The following is a 26573-nucleotide window of genomic DNA, read 5'->3' on the forward strand; positions in this document are numbered from 1 at the left end:
ATCTGGGCGGTTAACCGAACGCTTGAAGACCGGGCACGGCGCGGCTAGGGGAAACCCCGCCGCGCGGCCGGTTGTTGCCACGGCTTAAAGGAGAGGCACCCGGCGTGCAAACCATCTATCGCCTGGAAGACCTGCGCGCGGCCGTAGCTTCATCCAAAATCGGGGAAAAAACCCTGGCCCTGGTGCCCACGATGGGCGCCCTGCACGAAGGGCACCTCACGCTGGTGCGCCGCGCCCGCGATCTGGCCGATGCCGTGGCAGTGTCGATCTTCGTCAATCCGCGCCAGTTCGGGCCGGGCGAAGACTTCGACGCCTATCCCCGCCGGCTGGAAAGCGATGCCGCGCTGCTCGCCGCCGAAGGGGTCGACATGCTCTGGGCACCCAGCCCCGAGGTGATGTACCCGCGGGGCTTTGCCACCACGGTTTCGGTGGCGGGGCTGGACGAACCGCTGTGCGGCGCGGCGCGGCCCGGCCACTTCGATGGCGTGGCCACGGTGGTGTGCAAGCTGTTCAACCAGGTTCAGCCCGATTTCGCGCTGTTCGGGGAAAAGGACTGGCAGCAGTTGGCGATCATCCGCCGCATGGCCCGCGATCTGGACCTGGCGTTTCCCCGCGCCGAGGCGATCATCGGCGTGCCCACCGTGCGCGAGGCCGATGGCCTGGCGCTCAGCAGCCGCAACCAGTACCTGACCGCGCACGAACGGGCCAACGCGGTCGCCCTGCCGCGCGCGATCGAGGCGGCGATTGCCGCGTTGCACGCCGGCGCCGACGCCGATGCCGCACTGGAAGACTTGCGCACGGCCCTGCTGCGTGGCGGCTTTGCGCGGGTGGACTATGCCGACTTGCGCGACGCTGAAACGCTCGATCCGCTCGACGCGCTGGGAGACCGCCCCGCGCGCGTGCTGGTTGCAGCGCACCTGGGCAAGGCGCGGCTGATCGACAACTGGCCCGCGAACTGATGCGTGCTGCGTGACAATCGCAGCGCGCCTTGGCCTGGCCCTTGCGCTGCTTGTGGCGGCGCCTGTGGCGCAGGGCAGGGGCATGGCAGAGCCGGCGCTCGATGCGATCCTTGCCCCCCTTCCCGCCGGGGCCCGCATCGGCCTGCTGGTGGTGGACGAAACCGGTACCGTGGTGGCGCAGCGCAATGCCGATGCCCGGATGGTGCCCGCGTCCACCACCAAGCTGTTCACTACCGCCGCCGCACTGGCCACCCTGCCCGCCACCGATCAGCCCGACACCACCGGCGGCGCCAGCGTGAGCCTGGAAGGGGCCGGTAGCCGGCCCGATGTGGTGCTGCGCGGCCATGGTGATGCGCGCCTGTCTGCCGCACCGGATTGCACGGTGGATTGCCTGGCCACCCTCGCCGATGCGATCGCGGCACGCACCCGCCGGGTGGGGCAGGTGATCGGCGATGACAGCGCCATGGCCGACGAGCGCTGGCCCTCGGGCATGAGCTGGGACAACATGGCGACGCCATCGGGCACGGCCGTTTCTGCACTCACGCTGGATGACAATATCGCGCTGGCAACCGTCATCGCGGGGGCGGAAGGCACGCCCGCAAAGATCGAGGCGCCGGTCGGCCTTGCCGTTACCGGCACGGTGATGAGCGTCCGCGCCGGCCCGGTCGCCGTTGCCCGCAGCACGCTGCCCGGATCGGATCGCTGGCAACTGGGTGGCACGATACCGGCGGGCAGCAATCTGCGCGTGCCCCTCGCCGTGGCCGATCCCGCTGCGCGCGCGGCCGCGGTGCTGCGCGCCATGCTGGTGGCGCGCGGCGTGGCCGTGCGTGGCCCGGCGCTCGCACGCCATCGCCTGGGTACTGCGTCGCCCGAACCAACCACGCTCGCGCGCCTTGTCCCGCCGCCGTTGGCAGACGATGTGGCGCTGACGTTGCGCAACAGCCAGAACCTCCACGCCGAACTGCTGCTGCGCCGCCTGGCGCCAAGTGGCACCGTGGCAGACGGCATCGCGGCGCGCACGGCGGCGCTGGCCCCGGTCGGCCTGGTGCCCGGCAGCGTCAGCCTCTATGACGGTTCGGGCATGTCCACCTACAACCGGGTCACCCCAAGGGCGCTGGTCACGCTGCTGCGCTGGGGCCAGGCGCAGTCCTGGGGCGGCACCTGGATTGGCGGCTTCCCCGTGGCGGGACAGAGCGGGACTTTGAAAAACCGCCTGCGCGGCACGGCGTTGGAAGGCAAGCTGCGCGCCAAGACCGGAACGTTGCTGGGCACCCAGGCCTTGGCCGGCGTCCTGCCCACGGCCGATGGCCACACCCTCGCCTTTGCGGTGCTGGTGGGCGATCTGCCCGAGGGCACCAGCGCCACTGCCGTGGTCGACACGCTGCTGCTGGCGCTGGCCGGGCTATAGGGCAGGCGGGCATTGAGCCTGGGCTGCGCTGCTCTATACACCGGCCATGGCCAGCCTCACGCTCAACGCCCAGCCGCTCGACATTCGCCTGCCTGCTGACACGCCGCTGTTATGGGCCCTGCGCGATGCCGCCAATCTGACCGGTACCAAGTATGGCTGCGGCACCGGCGAATGCGGCGCCTGCACGGTGATGGTCGATGGCCAGGCGATGCCCAGTTGCACCCTGTCGCTGGGAGAAGCCGAAGGGCGCAGCGTGACCACGATCGAGGGCCTGTCGCCCGATCGCAGCCACCCCGTGCAGCAGGCCTTTGCCGCCGAGCAGGCGATCCAGTGTGGGTTCTGCACACCCGGCCTGGTCATGGCGGCGGCAGCGCTGCTTGCCCACAACGCCGATCCGACCGAGGCCGACATCGCCGCCGCCCTGCCCCACGTGTGCCGGTGTGGGGTGCAGCCCCGGCTGGTGCGCGCGGTGCAGCGCGCCGGCCGTATCCTGCGCGGCCAGGAAGCGCCGGTGCGCTTGCCCGCGCCGCGCACCGCCACGACCGGCGGATTCTGATTCCACTCTCATCAGGAGATTTCGATGCACGCCACGATCTGGCACAATCCCGCCTGCGGCACCTCGCGCAACACGCTGGCCCTGTTGCAGGAAGCCGGTGCGCAAGTGACTGTGATCGAATACCTCAAGACGGCGCCCAGGGCTGAAAAGCTGGCGCAGCTCTATCGCGATGCCGGCCTCACCCCGCAACAAGGGCTGCGGCTGCGCGGCACCGATGCCGAGGCGCGCGGGCTTCCCCAAGCGGATGACGCCACCGTGCTGGCTGCCATGGCGGCCGAGCCCAAGCTGATCGAGCGCCCGCTGGTGGAAACGCCCAAGGGCGTGCGACTGTGCCGGCCCAAGGAAAAGGTCTTCGAAATCCTCTGACGGCGGCGTGCCGCCGGTCCATGTGCCGGGGCTGGATCGCCTGAACATAAAGCGGGGCCGCGGCGTTGATCCGTGGCCCCGCCTTGTTTGTCTCGATCATGCTGCGCACAGACAAAGAAAAAGGGGCGGATCGCTCCGCCCCTTGATCGGGTTTTCCGGTGTGGCAACCGGAAGAAACGGGCCCGAAAGCCTTACTGCGCCTTCCCGAAGGTGGCGAAGTTTTCGTTCCCGACGAAGCCGAACTTGGTCACCTTGGATTCGGTGATGTCCTTCAGCAGCCGGTTGGCCGTTTCATAGCTGGCATAGGCGTCCGGCTGGAACTGCAGTTCCGGTTCCGGATTCATCGCCTTGGTCGCCTGGAGCAGCGAGATCAGGTTGCCTTCGGTAATGGTCGAGCCATTCCAGAGGATCTGACCATCCTGCGTCAGGATCAGCTTGTTCTTCACCGGGTCAATGTGAGGCGTGTTCGTAGGCGGGGTCGCCTGCGGCAGGTTCACGTTGACCGAGTGCGTGGCCACGGGGATGGTGATGATGAACATGATGAGGAGCACGAGCATGACGTCGATCAACGGCGTCGTGTTCATTTCCATCATCGGCGCGCCATCGTCCTTGCCGCCGCTCATTGCCATGGTGTGTTACTCCTGTTCGCCGTGCGCGCCCCGAAAGGCGCGCCCCGGGCGGTCTCCGTCAGGCCTTAGCCGTTGGGATCGACCGGGGTGGAGATGAAGCCGACCTTGGGATAGCCCGCAGCCTGCACGTTGTAGATCGCACCAGCGATGCACTTCCACGGAACATTGACGTCGCCACGGATGTGCACTTCGGGGATCTTTTCCGGGTCCATGTTGGCCGCGCCGCCTTCACGCTTCACGATCGCATCGAGGCGCTCGAAAGCCTGCTTGTACAGCTCAGTGTTGTCCACCGGAGTCACGTTGTTGAAATAGACGCGGCATTCACCGTTGCGGGTCGAGCCTTGATAGCCCGGTTCGCGCGGGCTGCGGCCGTTCGCGTCGGTCGAGACAACGGCGAGAAGCAGGTTTTCAACTTTGTCCTGCGTTTCTTCCGAGGGAAGAACCGGAACCTTGAGCTTCTCGACGGTCTGGATCGCGACCGGAACCGCGATGAGGAAGATGATCAGCAGCACCAGCATCACGTCCACGAGCGGCGTGGTGTTGATGTCCGACATCGGGCGTTCTTCTCCGCCAGCGCCGCCTACAGACATTGCCATTGGTTACATCCTATCCGATTGAAGCCGCGGGAGGGGCCAGGGTGTGGGCTGGTAAGGCCGCCCTGGCCATGACCCGCGTTCTGCGGACAAGACCGGTAGCGGTTGCCACCGGTCTTGGGGTGACAGCTTACTTCTTGACCGGAGCAGCAGCCGGAGCAACCGGCTTGGCGGCCGGAGCCGGACCCACGGCAGGCTTCACAGCGCCCTTCGAGGTGATGTTGGCCAGAACGTCGGTCGAGAAGCCCTGGAGCAGCTCGGCGATCTTCTTGTTGCGCGACTGCAGCCAGTTGTAGGCAAGCACGGCCGGCACGGCGACGAGCAGACCCAGCGCGGTCATGATCAGAGCTTCACCGACGGGGCCGGCCACCTTGTCGATCGAGGCCGAACCGGCCAGACCGATGGCGATCAGCGCGCGGTAGATGCCGACCACGGTACCGAACAGACCGATGAACGGCGCGGTGGCGCCCACGGTGGCGAGGAAGGGCAGACCACCGGCGAGACGCGCGTTGATCGAAGCTTCCGAGCGAGCGAGCGAGCCGTGCAGCCAGTCATGGGCTTCGAGCGAGTCGGTCATCTTGGCGTGCTGGTCTTCGGCGGCGATGCCGTCGTCGACGAGCTGGCGCCATGCGCTGTTCTTGTCCAGCTTGGCAGCGCCTTCACGCAGCGAAGGCGCGCGCCAGAAGTTGGCGAGAGCCTTGTACTGGCCCAGGATCTTCGCTTGTTCGAAGTACTTGGTGAACAGGATGAAGAACGAGCCGAACGACATGATGCCCAGGATGGTCACCGTGGCGTACGAAATGAAACCGCCGGCCTGCAGGGCTTCAACGAAGCCGAACTTGTTCTGCGGCGCGGCATTGGCCGCAGCAGCGGCAAGCGTCTGGATAAACATTCGGGTCTTCCTCTCAAGAATTCGATAGCAAGTGCAAAAAGCTGCGCAGGGACGTTGGCCGAACCCGGGGCTGATCCCCAGGATCGATGTCGAGCATCAATCCTTCGGGATCTGCCAGCGCACCGAACTGGAGTACACGCTGCCGACTGGCTGCCCATTTTGGGTGCCGGGCTTGAAACGGGCGCGACGCATCAGATTCTGACAGGTTGCGGCGTCAAGTTCCTGGTTACCCGAAGAGCGCGTGACCGTGCAGTTCGTCGGCTTACCGCCTGCGTCATATTCCAGACGGAAGCCGGTCGTGCCGGTGGCACCTTCACGCAGTGCACGCGAGGGGTAGTCGTTCGGCGTCACCCAATCACCCGGGTTCCCACGCGGCGTACCGGGAACCGGCGGCGGCGGAGGCGGGGGAGGGGGCGGCGCAGCGGGCGCCGGAGGCAGCACGACCGGAGCCGGCGGCGGGGCGACCGGCGGCGGCGTCGTCACAGCCTGAATCGGCGGCGGGGCCAGATTCAGGTTGATCGGCGGCGGCGGCGCAACGATCGGCGGCGGCGGCTGATCAGGCTGCTTCGGGGGCGGCGGCGGCGGCTCCTTCGGCTTTTCCTCTTCGATCTTGACCGCGGTGGTCACGTCCTTGATCTTCTTGAACGCCGAGTAGGCAAGGCCGGTGACCAGCGCATACCCCACGACGACATGAAGAACAGCAACGATGATGAGCGCGGTGATCTTGTTACCGCTCATCTGTTGGTCAGCGTATGCCATTCAGCTCCATTACTCCTGAACGTCCCGGCCAGGCCCGATACATCGCCCAAAGACAACGCCCATCGCGCCCAGAAAGGACCGACGCCCGGAATCACCGTTCCGGCCGACGAGACAATCCAGCGATTTCATTCCACCCTGCCGAACAACCCGGACCGCCGACATCGGACGCAGAGGGCCCGGCGGCGGCATGGTTCGGACTTGGTTTTTTCTTTGCCCGAACGACCGGGAGCTTTAACGCCGAACCCATAAGGGCGCAAATGCTTTATCGGTTAAGCCATGATTCAGCCATGCGTCCCGCAATCGCAAGGAAATCTTAGCAATTTTGCGGCGCAGCGCCGCACGGAAGGAGGAATATGCCCAAATCCGCGCATCCAGTGCGAAAATTTGTCGCTGGCTCGCTGCTGTTTGCAAGCATTTCGATGCCCTTGCAGGCCCAGACACCCCCGGCAATGATTCGCCCGATCGACGGGCCGGCGCTCAGCTATGCCGATCTGGTCGATCTGGCGATGCCCGCCCGCGTGGTGGCCAAGGCGGAAATCACCGTCCAATCCACGATCAAGCCCGGCATCGCCACCGACGTCGCCCCGGGCAAGGTCCGGCTCTATATCGAGGCGCGCACCACCGCGCTGCTGGTGGGCTCGGACATTGGCGAGACGCTGCGCTTCCTGGCCGACGTTCCGCTCGATGCGCGCGGCAAGGTGCCCAAGCTGCGCAAGCTGCCGGTGCTGTTGCTGGGTGAGACGGTGGATGGCCGACCGGGCGAATTCAAGCTGGTGGCGCCCGATGCCATGCTGGCGTGGACGCCCGAACTTGAAGCGCGCCTGCGCCCGATCCTGACCGAACTGGTCAACCGGGACCAGCCGCCGCTGATCACCGGCGTGCGCGAAACCATGCACGTTCCCGGCAATCTGGCCGGGGAGGGGGAAACCCAGGTCTTCCTGACCACGCCCGACGGCAAGCCCGCGTCGCTTTCGATCCTGCGCCGCCCCGGCCAGCCCACCGTCTGGGGGGTGAGCTTTTCCGAGATCGTCGATCAATCGGCCAAGCCGCCCCAGCCTGAAACCCTGGCCTGGTATCGCCTGGCCTGCTCCCTGCCCCCGGCCCTGCCGCCGCGCAGCGTGATCGGCGGCACGGCCGATGATCGGCAGATCGCCAGCGAGGATTATGCCCAGGTGGTGCGTGAACTGGGACCATGCACGCGCAACCGGCCCGCGCACTGATGCCCACGCACTGATACTGGCCTTTTGGGCGGCGCTCGCCTAGGGCACCCCCAGACTTGACGAGAGTGGGAAAACCATGAGCGAACCCTTGCGCATCGCGCTCGCCGGGCTCGGCACCGTTGGCGGTGGCGTGATCCGGCTGATCGAAACCAACGCCGATCTCATTGCCCGCCGGGCCGAGCGGCGGATCGAGATCGTGGCCGTGGCCGCGCGCGATCGCAGCAAGGATCGCGGCGTCGACCTGTCGCGCTATGCCTGGGAAGACGACATGACCGCGATGGCCGCGCGGCCCGACGTGGACGTGGTGGTGGAACTGGTCGGCGGGTCTGACGGCCCGGCGTTGACCCTGGCGCGCAACACGCTGGCCGCGGGCAAGGACCTGGTCACCGCCAACAAGGCGATGATCGCCCACCACGGCCTGGAACTGGCCGCGCTGGCCGAAAAGGCCGACGCCGCGCTCAAGTTCGAAGCGGCGGTCGCCGGTGGCATCCCGGTGATCAAGAGCCTGAAGGAAGGGGTTGCCGCCAACGAGATCAACCGCGTCTATGGTATCCTGAACGGCACCTGCAACTACATCCTTTCCACCATGGAAGACACCGGCCGCGACTTTGCCGACGTGCTGGCCGAAGCCCAGGCCAAGGGCTATGCCGAAGCGGACCCCACGTTCGACATCGATGGCATCGATGCCGCCCACAAGCTGGCGATCCTGTCCAGCGTGGCATTCGGCACCAAGGTGGATTTCAAGAGCGTGACCACCACCGGCATCCGCCGCATCGTGGCTGCCGACATCGCCCAGGCCGATGTGCTGGGCTATTACATCCGCCTGATCGGCATGGCCGATACCGAGCTGGACGCCGCCGGCCAGCGCCGCCTGGTGCAGCGCGTACAACCCCACCTGGTCCACCGCGATCATCCGCTGGCCCACGTTGACGGGGCCACCAACGCCGTGGTCGCCGAAGGCAATTTCGTGGGGCGCCTGCTATTCCAGGGCGCCGGCGCGGGCGATGGCCCCACCGCCAGCGCCGTGGTGGCCGATCTGATCGACATCGCCCGCGGCGACATCGGTGCGCCCTTCTCCATGCCGGTTGCCGAGCTGCGCGAAATGCCGCCCGCGCAGACCGGCCAGCGCATCGGCAGCGCCTATATCCGCTTCAACGTGGCCGATCGCCCCGGCGCCCTGGCGGAAATCACCGCGGCGATGCGCGATGCCGGGGTTTCGATCGAAAGCCTGATCCAGAAGGGAACGCCCGGCCCGGTGGCCGGCGATGCCGATACCGTCCTGGTGCACATGGTGACCCACGACGGACCGGAAAGCGCAATCGACCATGCGCTGCGCCTGCTCGACGGCTCGCCCTGCCTGGCGGAGGCGCCGGTGGTGCTGCCGATTCTGGAAGAATGAGGCAAACCGCCTGATCGCCAATGCAAAAAGGCCGGGAAAGGACACCCTTTCCCGGCCTTTTTGCAGTTCAAGGCGCCCGGATCTCGCCCTTGGCGATGCGGTCCGCATCCGATCCGGCGGGCGGCTCGGGCAGCGCGGTGATATCGAAGTAATACATCGGTGGCGGCACGCTGCCAAAACCCACGCAGGCGCCATTGCCCTTGCACGGTGCCAGTCCAAAGACATTGGGCGCGCGGGGCAGGCCGTCGTTGGTGGATTGGGCGGTGTCGGTCTGGTCGCGCAGGGGCAGGCGCTCCTTCTCGCGCGATTCGGCATCCCGGCACACCACGATCGCGCCATCGGCGCTGCGGCCGGGGCGGCAGCGCGTCGCCTGGCTGCCGGTGATGATGCGCTGGGCGATATTGCCGTCGGTGTCGCTCAACGTGGGCAGGCCTGGGCCGGCCACCTGCGGCACCTTGACGGCCGGGGCCGGATCGGCGGAAGCATCGGTGGCAGGCGCAGCAGCCGAGGCACTCGTGGCATCCTGGGCGCGAACAGCGGGCGCCTGGCCCAGGGCAAGCCAGCCGGCCAGAGCCATGGCAACAATCGGCAAGGGCACTCTCGACAACACGGTAACCTCCCGTCTAGGGGCTGCCCAGACATAGCGTGCATACGTCTGCACAGGCGTCGACCGCGCTGTTTGTCCACCCACAGGAGGCACCGTGACCGCCCAATCTCCCGAGAAGCCCGCAGCTTCCCAAGTTCTCGACCGTGTTCTCGTGCTCGAAATGGTACGTGTCACCGAAGCTGCGGCGATCGGTGCTTCACGCCTGATCGGCCGCGGCGACGAAAAGGCAGCCGACGCTGCCGCTGTAGAGGCCATGCGCGCGGCCTTCAACGAACTTTACATGGATGGCACCGTGGTGATCGGCGAGGGTGAGCGCGACGAGGCGCCCATGCTCTATATCGGCGAGAAGGTTGGCTCTGCCCCCGGCACCGGACCGCGCATCGACATCGCGCTCGATCCGCTGGAAGGCACCACGATCACGGCAAAGGCCGGCCCCAATGCCCTGGCCGTGCTGGCCGTGGCCGAAGAAGGCGGCCTGCTCAACGCGCCCGACGTCTACATGGAAAAGCTGGCGATTGGCCCCGGCTACCCCGCCGGGGTGATCGATCTCAACCGGTCGGTCACCGACAACGTCAAGGCCGTGGCCGCCGCCAAGGGCGTGGAGCCGGGCGATATCGTGGTCTGCGTGCTCGACCGCGCGCGGCATGAAGGCATCATCGGCGAACTGCGCAGCCTGGGCTGCGGCATTCGCCTGATCCCCGATGGCGACGTGGCCGGTGTGATCGCGGTGACCAACGAGGACACCGGCATCGACCTCTACATGGGCACGGGCGGCGCACCCGAAGGCGTGCTGGCCGCCGCCGCGCTGCGCTGCGTGGGCGGGCAGTTCCAGGGACGCCTGCTGTTCCGCAACGAGGACGAACGCGCCCGCGCGCGCAAGTGGGGCATCACCGATCTTGGCAAGATCTACGATCTGCACGAATTGGCCAAGGGCGATTGCATCTTTGCCGCCACCGGGGTGACCGACGGCTCGCTGCTCGATGGCGTCAAGATCCGCAAGAACGGGGTGATGACCACCGACAGCGTGGTGATGCGCGCGTCGTCAGGCACGGTCCGCTGGGTGAAAGGCGAACACCGCCGACCGCGCTGAGCCTGGCGCTTGCCTTGCCCACGATCGCACGCAGGCGGCATATTGCGAAACATTGCAAAATGCCGTTTGCTGGGCAGCGTTGACGAACGCAGCAGGGGGCAAGACACAATGAACCGATCCATCCTGGCCGGGGCCGCTGCCCTGGCCATTTTGCATGGCGCCGTGGCGCAGGCCGCCGATGCCGCGCCGCCCGCGCCGGTGACGGCACCGCCTGCGCCGCTGACCAAGGAACAGCAACGCAATGCAGAGGCTGCAGCAAAAGCGGCCGAGCTGGAGGATTTCCGCAAGAACGGCTCTTGGTACCTGCGTTGCGACGGCAATCCCAACAACCTGACCGGTGGCGAAAGCTTTGCCCGGCTGGTGGGCGCCGTCACGCTGCTGGGCCTGCTGGCCCCCGCGCGCGAGATGGCCGATCCGGCCAAGCGCCAGTTCGGCGCCAAGGGGGTGGAGGCCTGCAGCCAGCTGATCGACGATCCGCAGAAGGGCGAACACAACGTGATCCGCCGCCTGCCCCTGATCCTGGCGCGCGCGGCGCACCGGATCGAAGCCAGGGATTTCGGCGGCGCCGTGGCCGACGTGGGCAAGGCCCGGGCCGAGGCGCAGGCCGCCAACCTGGTCGGCAATCCCTATTTCGACCGATCCATGGGCCTGTCGTTTGACCTGCTGGAAGGCGAGGCGCGGCTGCGACTGGGCGACCCCGAGGGATCGACCGCCGTGCGGATTCGCGGCGCATTGAAGATGCCGTGGTCGTGGTATCCCAAAGTGGCTGCCGACCCCTACCTCGTGGCGGGCATGGCCCTGACGGCTGACGAGCTGCGGTTCTACGACCAGGCCGCGCGGCTCGACACCTTGAGCCTGCTGCGCGCCGCGATTCGCCTGGAGGATGCCGGCCGCTTTGCCGAGGCGGCAGCGCGGCGCGAGACGCTGTTGGCCGATTTTGAGTCGCAACTGGCCGACACGCGCGAATCCGCGGTTTATGCCGGGAGCGCCCTCACGCTGGCCCTGGCCGGCCAGTGGGAGCTGGCGGCCAAGCGGGCCGAGCAAGCGCGCCAGAACCTGGAAGCGCGCCGAGCCGAAGGCAAGGCCGAGGCCGACGCCAGCAACGTGATCGAATTGCTGGACCTTTACGGCGTGGTGGCCGCGTTCCACGCCGGCAAGGTGGCCGAAGCGCGGCGCGTTTTCACCGCGCGCAGTGAATGGACCGCCCCCTCGGCAGGCGCGCTCGAAGGCGTGGCCGCGCTGCTGCTGCCCGGCAGCAAGCCCGAGGAACAGATCGGCATGCTGGCGGAAACCCGGCTGCAGCGCGAAAACCGCCGGCGCGAACGGATGCTGGCCGCCCTGGCCGAGCGCGACAAGAACAACCGCACGCTGTTTTCCTACATCCTGCCCTATGCCTCGGTCAGTGCGTTCGAGGCGCAGAGCAAGCAGGTGTGGAACACCCAGAAATCGAAAATGGCAATCGTGCCCAAGCAGCCGAGGCCCAATGGCCTGGTGGCCTATTTCAACGACGGCGCGCCCCTGACCCAGCCCGATGCCTTGCTGCTGCATGCCGCGCTCACGGCCAAGGCCCAAGGCAAGATGTTCAATATCTTCATCAACGGCCAGAAGCCGTCGATTGCCTGGGTGCGGCTGGGCAGCAAGGACGATGGCCACACGACAGAAGCGCTGCTGATCGATCCCGATCCGGTCATTGCCGAGCTGGGCCAGGTGATCCCCTCACCCGAAGCACTTGCCCAGCGCGCAAAGGCCGGCGCAGCGGCGAAATAGCAGGACAGGCGGCCCCGGTCAGCCCGCCGCCAGAGCCAGGCGGGGGCCGGTGCGGGCCTGTTCCAACATCGAATCGCGGCGCAGGTCTCCCGCCTTGGCGACGTGGGCCGGGCGGTTGGCCACGTCGCGGGTCTGGAACGTGCCGACGAGCTGCGCCAAAGCCTCGGCCTCTGTCGCGAGGCTGCGCGTGGCGGCAGACGATTGTTCGACCATGGCCGCGTTCTGCTGCGTCATGCGGTCCATGTCGCTGACCGCGCGATTCACTTCGCGCAGCTTGTCCGCCTGGGAAATCGCCGCTTCGGCAATGCCTGAAACCAGGCCACCGATCTCGCCCACGCGGGCCACGATGTCACCCAGCCGCTCGCCGGTTTCGCCCACCAGCGTCACACCCTGGCTTACCTGCGCGGTGCTTTCGCCGATCAGTTCCTTGATGTCGCGCGCGGCGTCGGCGCTGCGCTGGGCCAGGGCGCGCACTTCGCTGGCCACGACGGCAAAGCCCTTGCCGGCGTCCCCGGCACGCGCCGCTTCCACCCCGGCGTTGAGCGCGAGCAGGTTGGTCTGGAACGCGATCCCGTCGATCACGCTGATGATCTGGCCGATCTTCTCGGACGAAGCTTCGATCCCGGCCATGGCCGCCACCGCACGGGTCACCACGTCTCCGCCGGCCTCGGCCTCGCGCTGCGCGGCGCCCACCGCGCTTTGCACGTTGGCGGCGCGCTCGGCCGTTTCGCCCACGCTGCTGGTCACGGTATCGAGCGAATGCGCCGTGGTGGCCAGGCTGGCAGCCTGCTGCTCGTTGCGCTGGGCCAGGTCTTCGGACGCGGCGCGGATCTCGGCAATCGCGCGCGACACCTTGTTGGCACCCACGCGCACCGCGCGCAGCGCCTCGGCCATGGCGCCGACGGCCGTGTTGTAATTGTTGCGCAAAGTATCGAGGTCGCCGGGGAACGGGTCTTCCAGGCGCACTTCCAGATTGCGTGCGGCCATCACGTCGAGCCCTTGGGTCAAGGCCCTGACCACCAGTTCCTGATCGCGCCGGCCGGCCTGGCTGCGCTTGGCCGCACCGCGGAACACATCCAGCGCGCGCACGATTTCGCCGATTTCGTCCGGCCGGGTATTGCCATCGATGGGGTAATCGTAATCCCCCTTGGCCATTTCCTGAATGCCGGCCGCCGTGCCCACCAGCGGCGCGATCACTCGGCGGCGCAGCTGGATCCCGGCCCAGACAATCACTGCCAGCACGGCCAGCGCCAACAGCCCGGCCAGCGCCAGCGAACCCAGCACCCGCCGGTATCCTTCATCCAGAAGGCGCCCCCGCTCGGCGTTGGACAGGTCGACCAGCGCATTCACGCGATCGTGCTGGAGGCCATAGGCCTGGGTCAGGGGGCCATCGTGAACCGCGCGCATCGCGGCGCTGTCACCGCGCCGAACGGCCGGCACGAACTGTTCGTCCACCGTCTTCCAGAATTGCACTTCGGCATCCAGCGTGGCGTTTACGGCGCCGCGCATGTCATCGGGCACGGGCGCCGCCTGCCAATAGGCCAGACGCTGTTTGAACTGGGCTTCTTCCTCCTGCAGGGCCTTGATCCCAGGCTCGACATGGCCGGGATCGGTGAGCATCAGCGTGGTGTGCAGGTAAGGCTCCACCACAAAGCAGGGCGGCGGCAGAATATCGGCCAGCAGTTCGTCCTGCAGCAGGCTTTCGTGGTGCATCGGCCCGCCAAAGCGGATTTGACCGACCACGAACGCGGCAAGCGCGATGGCAAGGACGACCAGGCCGATGACAAGCCGTGTCGCTTGCCGGGTTTGCACGCTCAGCATCGAGATCACTCCGGTGGCGGATTTTCACACGTTCCCTAGCGTTGGGATGCTTAATGGGCGGGCAGCCCGGCGTGCGGGCAAATGCGGAGCCGCACGAATCCGTAACAGACTTGATACAATGGCAAACTTGCAAATGACTCGCATTAGGTTAGGAGCGACCTAACAGACCGCCTCGGACGGACACCCCCTTGAGCACGCTTGACCAGATCGACCGCCCCCACAGCCAGGCCGCCGCGCCGGCCAGCGTGCCCGCGCAAGCCCCCGCCCGGGCTCCCGCTCGGCCCCCCGCGCGCGCGGATGCCAAGAAAGCGCGCAAGGCCAGGCAGTTCTGGCTCAAGCAGCTCCACACCTGGCACTGGATCAGCGCGGCGATTGCGCTGGTCGGCATGATGTTGTTCGCGATCACGGGGATCACGCTCAATCACGCGGCGCAGATCAACGCGCAGCCCGTGGTGGTCGATCGCAATGCCACCCTGCCCGGCCCGCTGCTGCGCCAGATCCAACCCGCCCCGGCGGCCAGCGACGCCCCCCTGCCAGATGCCGTGGCCGCCGCCGTGGCCGGGGCCGTGGGCATCGACCCCAAGGGGCGTGCCGGCGAATGGTCTGACGACGAAGTCTATGTCGCCATGCCCGGCCCGGGCACGGATCGCTGGGTCAGCATCAACCGGCAAAGCGGCGCGATCTCTTCGGAAAAGACCGACCGCGGCTGGATTTCCTGGGCCAACGACTTGCACAAGGGCCGCAATACCGGATCGGTGTGGTTCTGGTTCATCGATGTCTTTGCGCTGGCCTGCGTCGTCTTCACGCTGACCGGGCTGATCCTGCTGCAGCTTCATGCCCGCCATCGCCCGGCCACCTGGCCCCTGGTGGCGCTGGGCCTGGTGATACCGGCCGGCATTGCCCTGTTCTTCATCCACTGACGCAAGAAAGAACCGATCGTTCATGCGCAAGTCCCTTGCATTGGCAACCGGTGTGCTGGCCGCACCGCAGCTCGCTTTCGCCGCGCCGGCCGCGCCCGCGGGCGTGATCACCGTCAACGTGCCGCGCCTTGCAGTGGCGGAATACCACCGCCCCTATGTGGCCGGCTGGATCGAGCCCGCCGGCGGCGGCGCCGCGCGCACGCTGTGGGTGTGGTACGATATCAAGAAAGTGGGCCGCGAACCGGGCACCAAGTGGCTGGGCGATCTGCGCAGCTGGTGGCGCAAGGGCGGCCGCTCGCTCTCGCTGCCGGCCGATGGCCTTTCGGGGCAGACCCGCGCGCCCGGCGCCTATCGCATCCCCTTGCCAGCCGGGCTCAAGCCGGGCGCCTACACCTTGTTCGTGGAAGCCGCGCGCGAAACCGGCGGCCGTGAACTGGTGCAAGTGCCGTTTTCCGTCCCCGCCAAGCCTGCCCCGGCGGGCGCCAGTGGCCATGCCGAACTGGGCCAGGTTTCCGTTTCCCTTCGCTGACAGGACTTTGCCGATGAATCGCAAGACTTTCCTGATGGCCGCGCCGCTGATGGCGTTGGCCCTGGCCGGCCCCGCCCAGGCCCACCGCATGTGGCTGCTGCCCTCGATCACCGTGCTGGCCGATACCAACCAGTCGGTCACCGTGGACGCGGCCGTTTCCAACGACCTGTTCTATCCCGATCATTTCCCCCTGGGGGTTGAGCAGGTGAAAGTCTGGGCGCCCGATGGCACCGAAGGCAAAGTGGAAAACGCCGCGCGCCTGCGCACGCGCTCGGTATTCGACGTGGCGATCGACAAGCCCGGCACCTGGAAGATCGGCACTGAAATGGCCAATCTTTCCGGCACGTTCAAAGTGAACGGCGAACTGTGGGGTGTGGGCATGCGCCGGCCGGGGGGCCCTGGTGGTCCGGGTGGCCCGGGTAACTTTGCCGGCCCACGCGGCCCTGGTGGTCCGGGCGGCATGATGCCCGGTGGTCCTGGCGGCCCCGGCGGCCCTGGTGGCCCTGGTGGTCCCGGCGGTCCGGGCGGCGAAGGTGGCCCGCGCGTGCAGATCGCGCCCGATCACATGGTGGCCAGCGTGGCCGACATTCCGGCCAATGCCACCGACGTGAGCCTGACCGAGACGCTCAACCGCAACTTCGTGTTCGTTACCGCCGGCACGCCCACCACGCAGGCCTTTACCCCCACCGGCAAGGGCCTGGAAATGGTGCCCGTCACCCATCCCGACGAACTGGTGACCGACGAGCCCGGCAAGTTCCGCTTCCTGATCGACGGCCAGCCGGCCGCCAAGCTCAAGGTGACGGTCGTTCCCGGTGGCAAGCGCTATCGCGATATCGAAGGGGCGCAGGAACTGACCACAGGCACCGATGGCGTGGTGACGGTCAAGTGGCCGGTTGCCGGCTTCTACTGGCTCAACGCCAGTGTTGCCGATGATCACCCGGCCAACCCGCGCGCCGCGCACCGCCGCACCAGCTACACCACCACGCTGGAAGTGGTGGCGCCCTGACCTTGCCCGGCATGGCGCCCCTGTTGCGACGGATCGCCGTGCCGCCCACAATCGACCCGGCCAATCTGGCCGGGTTCGATCCTCATGCGCCCGTGGCCAGCCTTTCGGGCAAGACCATGGGCACGCAATGGCACGTGCGCCTGGCCATTCCGGCAGGTGCACCGCCCCAGGCCCAATTGCTCGCCCGCATCCAGGCCCGGCTCGATGGCATGGAACGGGCGTTGAGCCATTGGGACGGTCAAAGCCCGCTGATGCGCTTCAATCACGCCAAGCCTGGCACCTGGTGCCGGCTTGCCCCCGATCTGGCCACGGTCCTGGCCCAAGCGCTCAGCGTCGCCCGTGCATCGGCCGGTGCGTTCGATCCCACCATCGGCCGCCTGACCGACGCGTGGAGCCTGGGCCCCAACCGCCACGCGTTTCCGCCCGATGCCGTCGCCCTGGCACGGGCACGCGCCGCCTCGGGCTGGCAGCGCGTGATCCTGGAACAAGGTTGGCTGCGCCAACCAGGCGGCCTGTGGCTCGATCTGTCAGGCGTGGCCAAAGGTCATGCTGCCGATGCCGTAGCCGATCTCCTGGCCCAGGCCGGCTTGAACCATGCCCTGGTCGAAGTGGGCGGCGAATGCGCCGGGCGTGGGCTTCGCCCGGATGGAGACCCATGGTGGGTGGACGTGGAAAGCCCGCCCGGCCTGGCGCTGCCGCCGCTGCGCGTGGCGCTGCACCAATTGAGCATGGCCACTTCGGGCCGTTATCTGGGCGGCCACACCATCGATCCGGCCACGGGCGAGCCTTGTGCTGGATCGCTCGCAGCCACCGTGATCCACGCGCGCGGCGGACTGGCCGACGCATGGGCCAGCGCGCTTCTCGTCAGATCACCAGCCGATGCGCAGGCGATGGCGGCGCACCATGGATTGGCGGCGCGCTTGATCGACGAGAATGGGGCGGAATGGCTCAGCCCCGCATTGACCGCGATGCTCGAATAATCGTGATACGTTAACTATTACATCGAACATCAAATGGGCCGCCGGAGCGTATCTGGCGGCCCATTGTGTGTGTCGGACCGTTCAGAGCTTGACGTTGGCCGTGAGGATCGCGGTACGGCCGGCAGCCTGGCTGGCAAAGTGCGAGTTATAGGCCTTGTCGTAATAACGCTTGTCGAACAGGTTGTTGACATTGGCTTGCAGCGAGAAGCGCGGCGTTACCTGCAACGTGGCATTGGCGTCAAAACGCCAATAGCCAGGCACATAGCGCGCGAGCGTCTTGGTCACGACGCCGCCGCTCACCGCGGCGCCATAGCCGCCATAGACCTTGCTCATGTACAGCGCGTTGGCGCCGAGCGACAGGCTATCGGTGGCCTTGTAGGTGGTGTTCGCGGTAAAGCTGTGGTCGGGCGTGTTGGGGAAACGCTGGCCGGTGCTGGGCGAGGCCACGTAATAGGTTACCCCGCCAGCCGTGACCGACGAATAGCCGCCATCGACAATGGTCGAATCCATGTAGGTATAGCCGCCGAACACGTTCCAGCGGTCGGTGATGTTGCCGCTGGCGGACAGTTCGATCCCCTTGATCCGCTTCTTGCCGACGAACGTGACCGTGCCGTTGGCATCAGTGGCGCGGGCGTTGGTGGTTTCGGTCTGGAATGCGGCCAGGGTCAGCGAAAGCCCTTCGCCCAGCAGGTTCCACTTCGTGCCCACTTCATAGCTGCGCGTGCGCTCCACCTTGAGCGAATCCGTGATCGCCTGGCTGGTGGTGTTGAGCGCGTTGCTTTCGCTGCCATTGGCCAGGTACGATCCCGGCGGCGTGGCGGCGGTGGAGGCAGAGGCATAGATGCTGCCGTTGGGCGCAGGCTTCCACGTCAGGCCGGCTTGCCAGGTCCACAGGTTGTCGATCCGGCTGTACCACGCCCGGCCGCTTTCATCGGCGGCGGTGACGGCCAGGCCGGGGCTGACGCGGGTGACATAGTGGTCATAGCGCAGACCCAGGTTGAGCAGCAGCGCATCGGAAAAGCTGACCGTGTCGAACACCGAAACCGCCTGGGTATTGGTGCGCGCCCTGGTCCAGGTCTTCTCGGCCGAAAGCACGATCGGCGTGGTCACGCCCGATCCATCGGCGGTATAGCTTACCCAAGGATCATAGGGATTGGGGTTGGCCAGGCTGGTGCAGTTGTAGGCCGCGATCGATGCCGTGCCGCAGCGACCGCCCACTGCCGTGGTTCCCGTGGCAATCGCCGTGCCCGTGGCCGCATTGGAGACATAGCTGCCGACATTGGCGGTTTCGCGGCTCACTTCACCGGTCACGGCAAAGCTGTTCTTGATCCCGCCAAGCGTGAACGTGCCGAAGAAATCGGTCTGGTTGATGAATCCGGTCGTGCGGCTGTAGCGCGTGTTGGCCCGCCGCCAGACGTTGCCGTTGAGCACGTTGCCCTGGCTATCGTCTGGCTGGGTCAGCACATAACCCTGGCTGGAAACGCCATAGCGCGTGGTGTTGCGCAAGGTGAGGCCGTTGTCGAACCGGTGCTCCAGGCGGGCGGTGCCGGTGTTGACCAGGGTGTGGCGGAAATCGCGATCGACCAGGCCATAGAACGCCGTGCGCGGCGTGCTAGCCACGGTGGTCTCGCTATAGCCGGCCGGGGCATTGGCGGTGGTATAGAGATAGGGAATGCCCGAATCGGGCAGTTCGTGGCTTTCCAGGTGATAGTAATCCAGCGTCAGGCTGGTGGGGCCAGACAGGCCGAACTTCACCGACGGCGCCACGCCCCAGCGATCCTGCCACACCGCATCGCGGCCGGCCACGTGCTGGTCGTGGTACATTGCAGCCAGGCGCAGGCCCACGTTGCCGATCGGCTGGTTCACATCGGCGGTCAGGCGCCGATATTCGGCCGTCCCGGTGGCAGCAGAGAAATTGGCAAAGCGTTCGCTGGTCGGCTGCTTGGACACGAGGTTGATCGCTCCGCCCACGCTGCCGCGGCCGTTCATCGTGCTGTCCGATCCCTTGACCACTTCGATCTGGTCGATGGCAAAGACATCGCGCGATTGCGCGCCGATGTCGCGCACGCCGTCCAGAAACAGGCTGTTCTGCGCATCAGAGCCGCGGATGAACGGGCGATCACCCTGGGGATTGCCGCCCTCGCCCGCGCCCAGCGTGATGCCGGGCACGAAACGCAGCGCATCGGCCAGGCTGGCGGTGGCATTGTCTTGCAGGACTTGCGCGGGAATGACGGTGATCGAGCGCGGCGTATCGAGCAGGGGCGCGGTGTACTTGGGCGAGGCGGCCTTGTCGGTCTTGTAGCTGCCTTCGACGATGGCCGTGTCGGTGACCGTTACCCCACCGAGCACCCGCGGCTGTTCGGCTGCGGTCGTGCCATCCTGCGCCAAGGCCGGGCCGGTGCCGGCCATGAGGCCAATGCAGCCCAGGGCCAGGAAGCGGGCAGCGCCGGCAGCGCTGTTGCGATCAGAAGAATCCCTCACTCATCAATCCTTTGCGCAGGTCATGTGCGTGCGACGGCGAAGGGGGTTGCAGGTTTTGGACGGCCTGTTGGCCTGCCCCGCTGCTCCCTCTCCACCAGACGAATAGGCCGCCCTTAATGCGAACTGCTATCAGTCGCAACGCTATTGATAATGATTCGCCAATTTGCGCCTGGTCAAGGCAGCTGCGCCGGATGCCGGTCAAGCGTTGGCGAAATGGAGCCAACCATCCTGCCAACGGCAGTCTGCCGGCGGCTGATGCGGTGAGGAAGCGCGACAAATGTAATGCTATTGCGATCTATTCGCTCGACTTCGCATTGCGAAGTGGCTATGCGAATGACTCTCAATAACCTGCGGAACCGCCAACGGGGGCCAGAATAGTGAGCAGCCAGGCCAGTTTGATCGCAATGCCATCCCTTGCGCCTCGCCCGGCCCAAACCGGGCCGCGTGGCGAAGTGGTGCCCTTGCGCGTCGCGACTTGGCAGCCCTCGCGCTATCAGGCGAGCACCCGGCCGCGTGGCCTGGCCCTGATCGGGGCTGGTGCCGCCGTCGGCGGACTGCTCGCCGCTTTCCTGTCGCTGGGGATCATCGCGGCAAAACCGCATCGCGAGGTGCTCACCGCCGTGCGCCTCTCGGCTGATCTCACGCCCCCGCCGCCGCCTCCCCCCCAGGCCGCGCCGCAGCATCCCCAATCCCCGCTGCGGCCGGCCTCCCCCATCGTGGTGCCGCCGCCGCCTATTGCTTTGTCGGTCCCGGCGCCTGCCGTGGCCACCGCGCCCGCCCCGGCCCCGGTGGCCGTACCGGTGGCAACGGCGGCGCCCGCCGCAGCCTCGCCCGCACCGTCGGCTGCTGCCCCGGCAGCACCCTCGGTTGCCACGGGACGCGACCTGTCGGCCAACCTGGTCGATGCAGCGCCGCCCCGATATCCGATCGATTCGCGCCGCGCGCGCGAGCAAGGCACTGTCGTGCTCAATGTCACGGTGGGCATTGATGGCCGCGTGGCTGAGATCGGCCTGTCGCGCTCCAGTGGCTTCGACCGGCTCGATCGCGCCGCGCTCGCAGCCGTCAAGCGCTGGCGCTGGACACCCACGCGCCAGAACGGCCAGGCGATGATGATTCAGGGCCTCGTTTCGATTCCCTTCGTGCTGCAGGGCTGATTGCCGCGCCATGATGCTGCACATTCCCGGCGTGCTGACGCCGGACGATCTGGCGCAGGCCCGGGCCGCCCTGGCCGAGGCCGAATGGGAAGACGGCCGCACCACCGCCGGCCACCTGGCCGTGCGGACCAAGGCGAACCTGCAACTCCCGCTCGACAGCCCGGTAGCCGCAGCGCTCGGCCAGCGCATTCTCGAACGGCTGGGCCAGACACCGCTGTTCATCGCCGCCGCCCTGCCGCTGCGCGTGCTGCCCCCGCGCTTCAACCGCTATGAGGGTGGCGGCACGTATGGCAGCCATATCGACAACGCGCTGTTCCGCATGCCGGGCACCGACACCTATGTGCGCACCGACATTTCCAGCACGCTGTTCCTGTCCGACCCAGACGAATACGAGGGCGGCGAACTGGTGGTGGAAGACAGCTACGGCGCCCACCGCGTCAAGCTCGCCGCTGGCGACATGGTGCTCTACCCCGGCACCAGCCACCATCACGTCACCCCGGTTACCCGTGGCACCCGCCTCGCCGCGTTCTTCTGGACGCAGAGCCTGGTCCCATCGGAAACGGACCGACGCAGCCTGTTCGAAATGGATCAGGCGATCCAGGCCCTGGCCACCGACCGGCCCGATCATCCTTCGGTCGCCGCGTTGACCGGGGTCTATCACAACCTGCTGCGCCGCTGGTCGCAACCTTGAGCGCCGCACCTTTGCCAGACGATATTGCCACGCTGGCCGATTACGAGCGCCACGCCGCGGCACGGCTCGCGCCTGCCACCTGGGCGCATATCCAGCAAGGCGCGACACCCGCCAACCGCGCCGCGCTCGCCCGCTGGGGCCTGGTGCCACGCATGCTGCGTGCCCTGGACAAGGGTGGCACTGCCACCACCCTGTTTGGCCAGATCCACGCCGCCCCCATCCTGCTGGCACCTGTCGCATACCATCGCCTGGCCCACGTTCAGGGAGAAATCGCCACGGCCCAGGCCGCCGCCGCGATGGATACCGCACTGGTGGCAAGCACGCTGTCGAGCGTTCCGTTGGAAGCAATCGCGCAGGCACTTCGCGATGCCGCCGGGCAATTGCAGCACCCCGCGCCACCGCCGGCGTGGTTCCAACTCTACGCGCAGCCCGATCCGGCCCATTCGCTGGCCCTGGTGCGCCGGGCCGAAGCCGCCGGCTATGGCGTGCTGGTTTTCACCGTGGATGCCGCGATCAAGCGCGCCGAATTCGTTCTACCCGACGGGGTCGGCGCGGCCAATCTGGCCGGCTTCCCGCCGCAGCGGCACCATGCCGGCGCGCAAGGGCAGCACCTGGTGTTTGGCAGTCCCCTGGCCCGGCAGGCACCCACCTGGGAAACGCTTGCCTGGCTGCGCCGCGAAACCGCCCTGCCGCTGGTGGTGAAGGGGCTGCTCCACCCCGACGATGCCCTGCGCGCCCGTGATGCCGGGGCCGATGGCGTCATCGTGTCGAACCACGCCGGCCGGGTGCTCGATGGGGTGGTGCCGGCGCTGGCCATGCTCCCCTCTATCCGCGCCGCGCTGGGGCCGGGCTATCCATTGCTGCTGGATGGCGGCATTCGCAGCGGCGCCGATGCACTCAAGGCCATGGCGCTCGGCGCACAGGCCGTTCTGGTTGGTGCGCCGCAACTCCATGCCCTCGCCGTGGGCGGGATGGCGGGCGTCGCCCATATGCTGCACATCCTGCGCACCGAATTCGAGCTCGCCATGGCCCAATGCGGCTGCTCGCATGTGGACGAGATCGACCCCGCACTGGTGGTTGCCTTGTGAGCGCAAGGCGGTAGGTCGCGATCGACTTTGACTGCGTCAAAGCCGGCGCTCTACCATTTTGATTTGCCGCATTTTCCGAGTCGGCAGGTGATTCCACCTGCCTTGAAAATGCTCTAAGCCCCGCCGCATGATCTGCGACCTGCCCAGCTATCTCACCCGCATCGGCCTTGCCACTTCGCCTGCCGCCACCCCGCAGGGGGTTGAACAGGTGCAGCGCGCCCATCGCCAGTCGATCGGTTTTGAAAACCTCGATGTGATGCTCGGCCGCGGCATCGGCCTGGAGCCGGCGGACATTCGCGGCAAGTTGGTCGATCGCGCGCGCGGCGGCTATTGCTTTGAACACAACCGCCTGTTCGGCGCGATGCTGGCCACCATGGGCATGCCCAATCGGCCGCTGCTGGCCCGCGTCTGGCTGCGGGTGGCGCCGGGCGTGGTGCCGCCGCGCACCCACACGTTCAGCCTGGTGACGCTGGGCGGCGAGCAATGGCTGGGTGACGCCGGGTTCGGCTCGTCCTATGTCCCGCCCATGCCCTTGGTCGATGGCGTCAGCGCGCTCGCCGCCGATGGCTATCGCCACCGCCTGCGCCGGGCGCGGGCGCCGGGTTCGCTGCGCGGCGAATGGGAGGTGGAACGCAGCCTGGATGGCGCCACGTGGGAAGCGCAATACAGCTTCGACACCACCGAAGTCGGCGCTCTCGATCTCGCGATGTCCAACCACTGGGTCGCCACGCGCCCAGAATCGCGCTTCACGCAAGCGTGCATCGTCTCGATCGTCCAGCCCCAAGGCTTTGCCTCGCTGCTCGACCGACAGATGACGGTGCAGACCGCCAAGACGCGCCATGTGGAAGACCTGCCCAATCCGGCAGCCTGGCAACGCACGCTGGCCGATGTCTTCCACATCGAACTGAGCGATACCGAAGTGGGCCAGCTCGCACCGCGCCTGTTCGGCTAACGCCACGGGTGGCCTTGGCCGCCAATCGCGCTATAGCGCGGGCCATGACTGTGGTTACCCGCTTTGCGCCTTCGCCCACCGGCCGCCTGCATGTCGGCAATATCCGCACCGCGCTGCACAACTGGCTGCTGGCGCAAAAGCATGGCGGGCGCTTCCTGCTGCGCATCGACGATACCGATGCCGAACGCAGCCGGGAAGAATACGCCGAGGCGATCCGCGCGGATCTCGCGTGGCTGGGCCTGCACGCGGAACGCGAGGAGCGCCAGTCCGCCCGCTTCGCGATCTACGAAGCCGCGTTCGAGCGCCTGGTGGCCGCCGGCCGGCTCTATCGCTGTTATGAAACCGCCCAGGAACTCGATCTCAAGCGCAAGATCCTGCTCGGGCGCGGTCTGCCGCCGATTTATGATCGCGCAGGCCTGGCGCTGACCGAGGCCGATCACGCCGCCCGGGCCGCGGCCGGTGAAAAGCCGCATTGGCGCTTCCTGCTCGACCATGACACGCCGATCACCTGGAATGACGGCATTCGCGGGCCCCAGCAGTTCGATCCGCGCCAGATGTCCGACCCGGTGGTGCGCCGCGCCGATGGCTCGTGGCTCTACATGCTGCCCAGCGCGATCGACGATATCGAGATGGGCGTAACGGACGTGCTGCGCGGTGAAGACCACGTCTCCAACACCGCCACGCAAGTGCAGATGTTCCTGGCGCTGGGCGCCACGCCGCCGCGTTTCGCGCATGAAGCGCTGCTTACGGGCAGCGAAGGCAAGTTGTCCAAGCGCCTGGGCTCGCTGGGTGTGGCAGACTTGCGCGAGGCGGGGATCGAGCCCGAGGCCCTTGTCGCGCTCCTGGCGCGGCTGGGCACGTCCGATCCGGTCGACCCGGCACTCACCGCGCAGGAACTGGCCGCCAGTTTCAACCTTGCCCACTTCGGGCGCGCCCCGGCTCGTTTCGATGAAGCCGAACTCCAGCGCGTCAACGCCGGGGTGGTCCATCGCCTGCCCTACGCGCGCGTTGCCGCCCTGCTGCCGCAGGGCATGGGTGAGGCGGCGTGGGAAGCGATCCGCCCCAACCTTGCCCACATCGGCGAAGCGGCCGATTGGTGGCGGGTCATCCAGGGACCGATCGCCGCCCCGGCATTCGATGAAGACACGCGCGCCTTCCTGGCAGAGGCCGCGGCAGTGGCAGCGACGCTCGACTGGACGAACGATCCCTGGCCTGCCCTGACCGGCGCACTCAAGGACAGCACCGGCCGCAAGGGCAAGGCCCTGTTCCTGCCGCTTCGCCAGGCGCTGACCGGCATGGACCACGGGCCCGACATGAAAGCCCTGCTGCCGCTGATCGCCCAGGACGAGGCGGTGCGCCGCCTATCCTGAGCGCCGGTCCTAGAGCCGGAAACGCAACCCCGCCGTGGCGCTTTCGAGCCGTTGGGCCTGACGAGGAGGTACAGGCCCTCACCATCGGCCAGCTTGTAGTCCTTTTGCCGCTTGGCCGCGTAGCGGACTTCGAGTTCCTTGAGCGCCATCTGGGGGTACTCCGCTGGTGTTGCGGCGATTACCCCATAAAATACCCCCAAATGCAAATCGACGTCCTGGCGTTTGGTGGGGTCCAGAGAGGCATCCTGGGAAGGCGCGACTCGGGCGTAAGCCACAGAAAACAGGCATAAAAAATCCGCCCCAGGATATCCTGAGGCGGTTTAGCATGATTGGATATGGTTGCGGGGGCAGGATTTGAACCTGCGACCTTCAGGTTATGAGCCTGACGAGCTACCGGGCTGCTCCACCCCGCGATGTTAGCAACAAAGCCCCGTCGATGTATTCGACGGGGCTTTGTTGGATTTGAGATTGTGATGGGTTTTTTTCATGCGCGCCGGCTTCAATGCCTGGCGACGACCTACTCTTCCAACGCTTGAGCGTTAGTACCATTGGCGCGGACTGGTTTCACGGCCGAGTTCGAGAAGGGATCGGGTGGTTCACAGACGCTATGGTCACCAGGCAATGGAGCGGGCGCACATGATGTTTTTAGATCGATGGTTTGGGATCTGGCTTGGTATCGTCCGGGTTTCACCGTTGGTTCTGCGGGTTGCGCAGGGTTGTTGGTGAGGGTGTGGATTCTACAAGCATGATAAGAGTGATTAGGACCGGTTAGCTTCATGCGTTACCGCACTTCCACACCCGGCCTATCAACGTGGTGGTCTACCACGACTCGATGATACCTTATCTTGAGGGAGGCTTCCCGCTTAGATGCTTTCAGCGGTTATCCCGTCCATGCATAGCTACCCTGCTGCGCTCCTGGCGGAACGACAGGTACACCAGAGGCATGTTCACCCCGGTCCTCTCGTACTAGGGGCAACTCCTCTCAAGTATCGACGCCCACGGCAGATAGGGACCAAACTGTCTCGCGACGTTCTGAACCCAGCTCACGTACCACTTTAATTGGCGAACAGCCAAACCCTTGGGACCTGCTCCAGCCCCAGGATGTGATGAGCCGACATCGAGGTGCCAAACGATTCCGTCGATATGAGCTCTTGGGAATCATCAGCCTGTTATCCCCGGCGTACCTTTTATCCGTTGAGCGATGGCCCTTCCACGAGGGACCACCGGATCACTATGACCGACTTTCGTCTCTGCTCGACTCGTCAGTCTCGCAGTCAGGCAGGCTTATGCCATTGCACTCTAGCAGACGGTTTCCAACCGTCCTGAGCCTACCATC

The 26573-nt window shown here is 66.7% G+C and carries 24 protein-coding genes, 1 tRNA gene and 2 rRNA genes (1 of these 27 running past the window's edge); 17 read left to right on the top strand and 10 right to left on the bottom strand.

Annotated features, from left to right (window positions below):
- Positions 1 to 104 precede the first annotated feature (104 nt).
- Genes panC through R9J51_RS02805 form a run of 4 tightly spaced genes read left to right on the top strand, consistent with a single transcriptional unit; the run spans position 105 to position 3289 of the window.
- Positions 105 to 959, top strand: a complete 855-nt coding sequence (panC, locus tag R9J51_RS02790; protein ID WP_179505817.1) for a pantoate--beta-alanine ligase — start codon at positions 105 to 107, stop codon at positions 957 to 959.
- A 10-nt stretch (positions 960 to 969) separates the two neighbouring features.
- On the top strand, positions 970 to 2367 hold the full coding sequence (gene dacB / locus R9J51_RS02795) for a D-alanyl-D-alanine carboxypeptidase/D-alanyl-D-alanine endopeptidase (RefSeq protein WP_432787797.1): 1398 nt from the start codon (positions 970 to 972) through the stop codon (positions 2365 to 2367).
- Positions 2368 to 2413: 46 nt separating this feature from the next.
- Positions 2414 to 2923 (top strand): (2Fe-2S)-binding protein, encoded by a 510-nt coding sequence (locus tag R9J51_RS02800; RefSeq protein ID WP_169476971.1) that lies wholly within the window; start codon positions 2414 to 2416, stop codon positions 2921 to 2923.
- 24 nt (positions 2924 to 2947) lie between these two features.
- A complete protein-coding gene (locus R9J51_RS02805) occupies positions 2948 to 3289 on the top strand; it encodes an arsenate reductase family protein (protein WP_179505818.1) in 342 nt (113 codons plus the stop codon).
- Between the two features lie 191 nt (positions 3290 to 3480).
- On the opposite strand, the gene R9J51_RS02810 is transcribed toward R9J51_RS02805, so the two are convergent.
- From R9J51_RS02810 to R9J51_RS02825, 4 genes are all read right to left on the bottom strand, one after another.
- A complete protein-coding gene (locus tag R9J51_RS02810; RefSeq protein ID WP_168557982.1) occupies positions 3481 to 3918 on the bottom strand; it encodes an ExbD/TolR family protein in 438 nt (145 codons plus the stop codon).
- A 65-nt stretch (positions 3919 to 3983) separates the two neighbouring features.
- Complete coding sequence (locus tag R9J51_RS02815; protein ID WP_168557981.1) at positions 3984 to 4514, bottom strand: ExbD/TolR family protein; 531 nt, start codon at positions 4512 to 4514, stop codon at positions 3984 to 3986.
- 127 nt (positions 4515 to 4641) lie between these two features.
- The gene (locus R9J51_RS02820) at positions 4642 to 5403 is read right to left on the bottom strand and encodes a MotA/TolQ/ExbB proton channel family protein (RefSeq protein WP_168557980.1); all 762 of its coding nucleotides are present in this window, start codon (positions 5401 to 5403) and stop codon (positions 4642 to 4644) included.
- A gap of 96 nt (positions 5404 to 5499) precedes the next feature.
- Positions 5500 to 6162 carry an energy transducer TonB gene (locus R9J51_RS02825; protein ID WP_168557979.1) on the bottom strand — a complete coding sequence of 221 codons (663 nt, stop codon included), beginning with the start codon at positions 6160 to 6162 and terminating at the stop codon, positions 5500 to 5502.
- Between the two features lie 449 nt (positions 6163 to 6611).
- Here R9J51_RS02825 and R9J51_RS02830 point away from each other — a divergent pair, with 449 nt between their 5' ends.
- Both R9J51_RS02830 and R9J51_RS02835 read left to right on the top strand, forming a co-directional pair.
- Positions 6612 to 7382, top strand: coding sequence for a hypothetical protein (locus R9J51_RS02830; RefSeq protein WP_248290623.1), 771 nt, complete (start codon positions 6612 to 6614; stop codon positions 7380 to 7382).
- A gap of 76 nt (positions 7383 to 7458) precedes the next feature.
- Positions 7459 to 8781, top strand: coding sequence for a homoserine dehydrogenase (locus R9J51_RS02835; protein WP_168557977.1), 1323 nt, complete (start codon positions 7459 to 7461; stop codon positions 8779 to 8781).
- A gap of 67 nt (positions 8782 to 8848) precedes the next feature.
- On the opposite strand, the gene R9J51_RS02840 is transcribed toward R9J51_RS02835, so the two are convergent.
- A complete protein-coding gene (locus R9J51_RS02840; RefSeq protein WP_168557976.1) occupies positions 8849 to 9373 on the bottom strand; it encodes a hypothetical protein in 525 nt (174 codons plus the stop codon).
- Between the two features lie 109 nt (positions 9374 to 9482).
- Between R9J51_RS02840 and glpX the strand changes: the two genes are divergently transcribed.
- Positions 9483 to 10478 (top strand): class II fructose-bisphosphatase, encoded by a 996-nt coding sequence (glpX, locus tag R9J51_RS02845; RefSeq protein WP_349237585.1) that lies wholly within the window; start codon positions 9483 to 9485, stop codon positions 10476 to 10478.
- Between the two features lie 108 nt (positions 10479 to 10586).
- Positions 10587 to 12245, top strand: coding sequence for a hypothetical protein (locus tag R9J51_RS02850; RefSeq protein WP_179505820.1), 1659 nt, complete (start codon positions 10587 to 10589; stop codon positions 12243 to 12245).
- An 18-nt stretch (positions 12246 to 12263) separates the two neighbouring features.
- Here the strand turns inward: R9J51_RS02850 and R9J51_RS02855 are convergent, their stop codons facing one another.
- Complete coding sequence (locus tag R9J51_RS02855; protein ID WP_168557974.1) at positions 12264 to 14066, bottom strand: methyl-accepting chemotaxis protein; 1803 nt, start codon at positions 14064 to 14066, stop codon at positions 12264 to 12266.
- Between the two features lie 245 nt (positions 14067 to 14311).
- On the opposite strand from R9J51_RS02855, the gene R9J51_RS02860 reads away from it, so the two are divergent.
- From R9J51_RS02860 to R9J51_RS02875, 4 genes are read left to right on the top strand one after another with little or no spacing between them, the layout of a single operon-like run.
- Positions 14312 to 14986, top strand: a complete 675-nt coding sequence (locus R9J51_RS02860; protein WP_168558010.1) for a PepSY-associated TM helix domain-containing protein — start codon at positions 14312 to 14314, stop codon at positions 14984 to 14986.
- Between the two features lie 22 nt (positions 14987 to 15008).
- Entirely contained in the window at positions 15009 to 15515 is a 507-nt protein-coding gene (locus tag R9J51_RS02865; RefSeq protein WP_179505821.1) for a DUF2271 domain-containing protein, read from the top strand.
- A 13-nt stretch (positions 15516 to 15528) separates the two neighbouring features.
- The gene (locus R9J51_RS02870; RefSeq protein ID WP_179505822.1) at positions 15529 to 16521 is read left to right on the top strand and encodes a DUF4198 domain-containing protein; all 993 of its coding nucleotides are present in this window, start codon (positions 15529 to 15531) and stop codon (positions 16519 to 16521) included.
- Positions 16522 to 16544: 23 nt separating this feature from the next.
- Positions 16545 to 17501, top strand: a complete 957-nt coding sequence (locus tag R9J51_RS02875; RefSeq protein ID WP_432787798.1) for an FAD:protein FMN transferase — start codon at positions 16545 to 16547, stop codon at positions 17499 to 17501.
- An 81-nt stretch (positions 17502 to 17582) separates the two neighbouring features.
- On the opposite strand, the gene R9J51_RS02880 is transcribed toward R9J51_RS02875, so the two are convergent.
- Positions 17583 to 19982, bottom strand: coding sequence for a TonB-dependent receptor (locus R9J51_RS02880; RefSeq protein WP_349237584.1), 2400 nt, complete (start codon positions 19980 to 19982; stop codon positions 17583 to 17585).
- Between the two features lie 404 nt (positions 19983 to 20386).
- On the opposite strand from R9J51_RS02880, the gene R9J51_RS02885 reads away from it, so the two are divergent.
- The 5 genes from R9J51_RS02885 (at position 20387) to gltX (ending at position 25237) form a co-directional block, all read left to right on the top strand.
- Entirely contained in the window at positions 20387 to 21136 is a 750-nt protein-coding gene (locus R9J51_RS02885; protein ID WP_179505823.1) for an energy transducer TonB, read from the top strand.
- Positions 21137 to 21146: 10 nt separating this feature from the next.
- Positions 21147 to 21827: a Fe2+-dependent dioxygenase gene (locus R9J51_RS02890; RefSeq protein ID WP_179505824.1), complete on the top strand. Its 681-nt coding sequence runs from the start codon at positions 21147 to 21149 to the stop codon at positions 21825 to 21827.
- Entirely contained in the window at positions 21824 to 22915 is a 1092-nt protein-coding gene (locus tag R9J51_RS02895; RefSeq protein WP_432787799.1) for an alpha-hydroxy acid oxidase, read from the top strand. Before R9J51_RS02890 ends, R9J51_RS02895 begins: the two co-directional genes overlap by 4 nt.
- 127 nt (positions 22916 to 23042) lie before the next feature.
- Positions 23043 to 23867, top strand: a complete 825-nt coding sequence (locus R9J51_RS02900; RefSeq protein ID WP_179505825.1) for an arylamine N-acetyltransferase — start codon at positions 23043 to 23045, stop codon at positions 23865 to 23867.
- A gap of 44 nt (positions 23868 to 23911) precedes the next feature.
- A complete protein-coding gene (gltX, locus tag R9J51_RS02905) occupies positions 23912 to 25237 on the top strand; it encodes a glutamate--tRNA ligase (RefSeq protein WP_179505826.1) in 1326 nt (441 codons plus the stop codon).
- A 336-nt stretch (positions 25238 to 25573) separates the two neighbouring features.
- On the opposite strand, the gene R9J51_RS02910 is transcribed toward gltX, so the two are convergent.
- From R9J51_RS02910 to R9J51_RS02920, 3 genes are all read right to left on the bottom strand, one after another.
- Positions 25574 to 25650 (bottom strand) — tRNA-Met (locus R9J51_RS02910).
- A gap of 91 nt (positions 25651 to 25741) precedes the next feature.
- Positions 25742 to 25856: ribosomal RNA gene (gene rrf / locus R9J51_RS02915) — 5S ribosomal RNA — on the bottom strand.
- A 119-nt stretch (positions 25857 to 25975) separates the two neighbouring features.
- A 23S ribosomal RNA gene (locus R9J51_RS02920) occupies positions 25976 to 26573 on the bottom strand (it continues 2195 nt past the right edge of the window).

Origin of the sequence: Novosphingobium rhizosphaerae (assembly GCF_050920675.1) — a bacterium.
Taxonomy (GTDB): Bacteria; Pseudomonadota; Alphaproteobacteria; order Sphingomonadales; family Sphingomonadaceae; genus Novosphingobium; species Novosphingobium rhizosphaerae.

What these genes read in the sequence shown, in the direction of transcription:
- R9J51_RS02800 (WP_169476971.1), top strand. Translation starts at nt 2,414, where the DNA reads ATGGCCAGCCTCACGCTCAACGCCCAGCCGCTCGACATTCGCCTGCCT.
- R9J51_RS02805 (WP_179505818.1), top strand. Translation starts at nt 2,948, where the DNA reads ATGCACGCCACGATCTGGCACAATCCCGCCTGCGGCACCTCGCGCAAC.
- R9J51_RS02810 (WP_168557982.1), bottom strand. Translation starts at nt 3,918, where the DNA reads ATGGCAATGAGCGGCGGCAAGGACGATGGCGCGCCGATGATGGAAATG.
- R9J51_RS02815 (WP_168557981.1), bottom strand. Translation starts at nt 4,514, where the DNA reads ATGGCAATGTCTGTAGGCGGCGCTGGCGGAGAAGAACGCCCGATGTCG.
- R9J51_RS02820 (WP_168557980.1), bottom strand. Translation starts at nt 5,403, where the DNA reads ATGTTTATCCAGACGCTTGCCGCTGCTGCGGCCAATGCCGCGCCGCAG.
- R9J51_RS02825 (WP_168557979.1), bottom strand. Translation starts at nt 6,162, where the DNA reads ATGGCATACGCTGACCAACAGATGAGCGGTAACAAGATCACCGCGCTC.
- R9J51_RS02830 (WP_248290623.1), top strand. Translation starts at nt 6,612, where the DNA reads ATGATTCGCCCGATCGACGGGCCGGCGCTCAGCTATGCCGATCTGGTC.
- R9J51_RS02835 (WP_168557977.1), top strand. Translation starts at nt 7,459, where the DNA reads ATGAGCGAACCCTTGCGCATCGCGCTCGCCGGGCTCGGCACCGTTGGC.
- R9J51_RS02850 (WP_179505820.1), top strand. Translation starts at nt 10,587, where the DNA reads ATGAACCGATCCATCCTGGCCGGGGCCGCTGCCCTGGCCATTTTGCAT.
- R9J51_RS02855 (WP_168557974.1), bottom strand. Translation starts at nt 14,066, where the DNA reads ATGCTGAGCGTGCAAACCCGGCAAGCGACACGGCTTGTCATCGGCCTG.
- R9J51_RS02865 (WP_179505821.1), top strand. Translation starts at nt 15,009, where the DNA reads ATGCGCAAGTCCCTTGCATTGGCAACCGGTGTGCTGGCCGCACCGCAG.
- R9J51_RS02870 (WP_179505822.1), top strand. Translation starts at nt 15,529, where the DNA reads ATGAATCGCAAGACTTTCCTGATGGCCGCGCCGCTGATGGCGTTGGCC.
- R9J51_RS02885 (WP_179505823.1), top strand. Translation starts at nt 20,387, where the DNA reads ATGCCATCCCTTGCGCCTCGCCCGGCCCAAACCGGGCCGCGTGGCGAA.
- R9J51_RS02890 (WP_179505824.1), top strand. Translation starts at nt 21,147, where the DNA reads ATGATGCTGCACATTCCCGGCGTGCTGACGCCGGACGATCTGGCGCAG.
- R9J51_RS02900 (WP_179505825.1), top strand. Translation starts at nt 23,043, where the DNA reads ATGATCTGCGACCTGCCCAGCTATCTCACCCGCATCGGCCTTGCCACT.
- gltX (WP_179505826.1), top strand. Translation starts at nt 23,912, where the DNA reads ATGACTGTGGTTACCCGCTTTGCGCCTTCGCCCACCGGCCGCCTGCAT.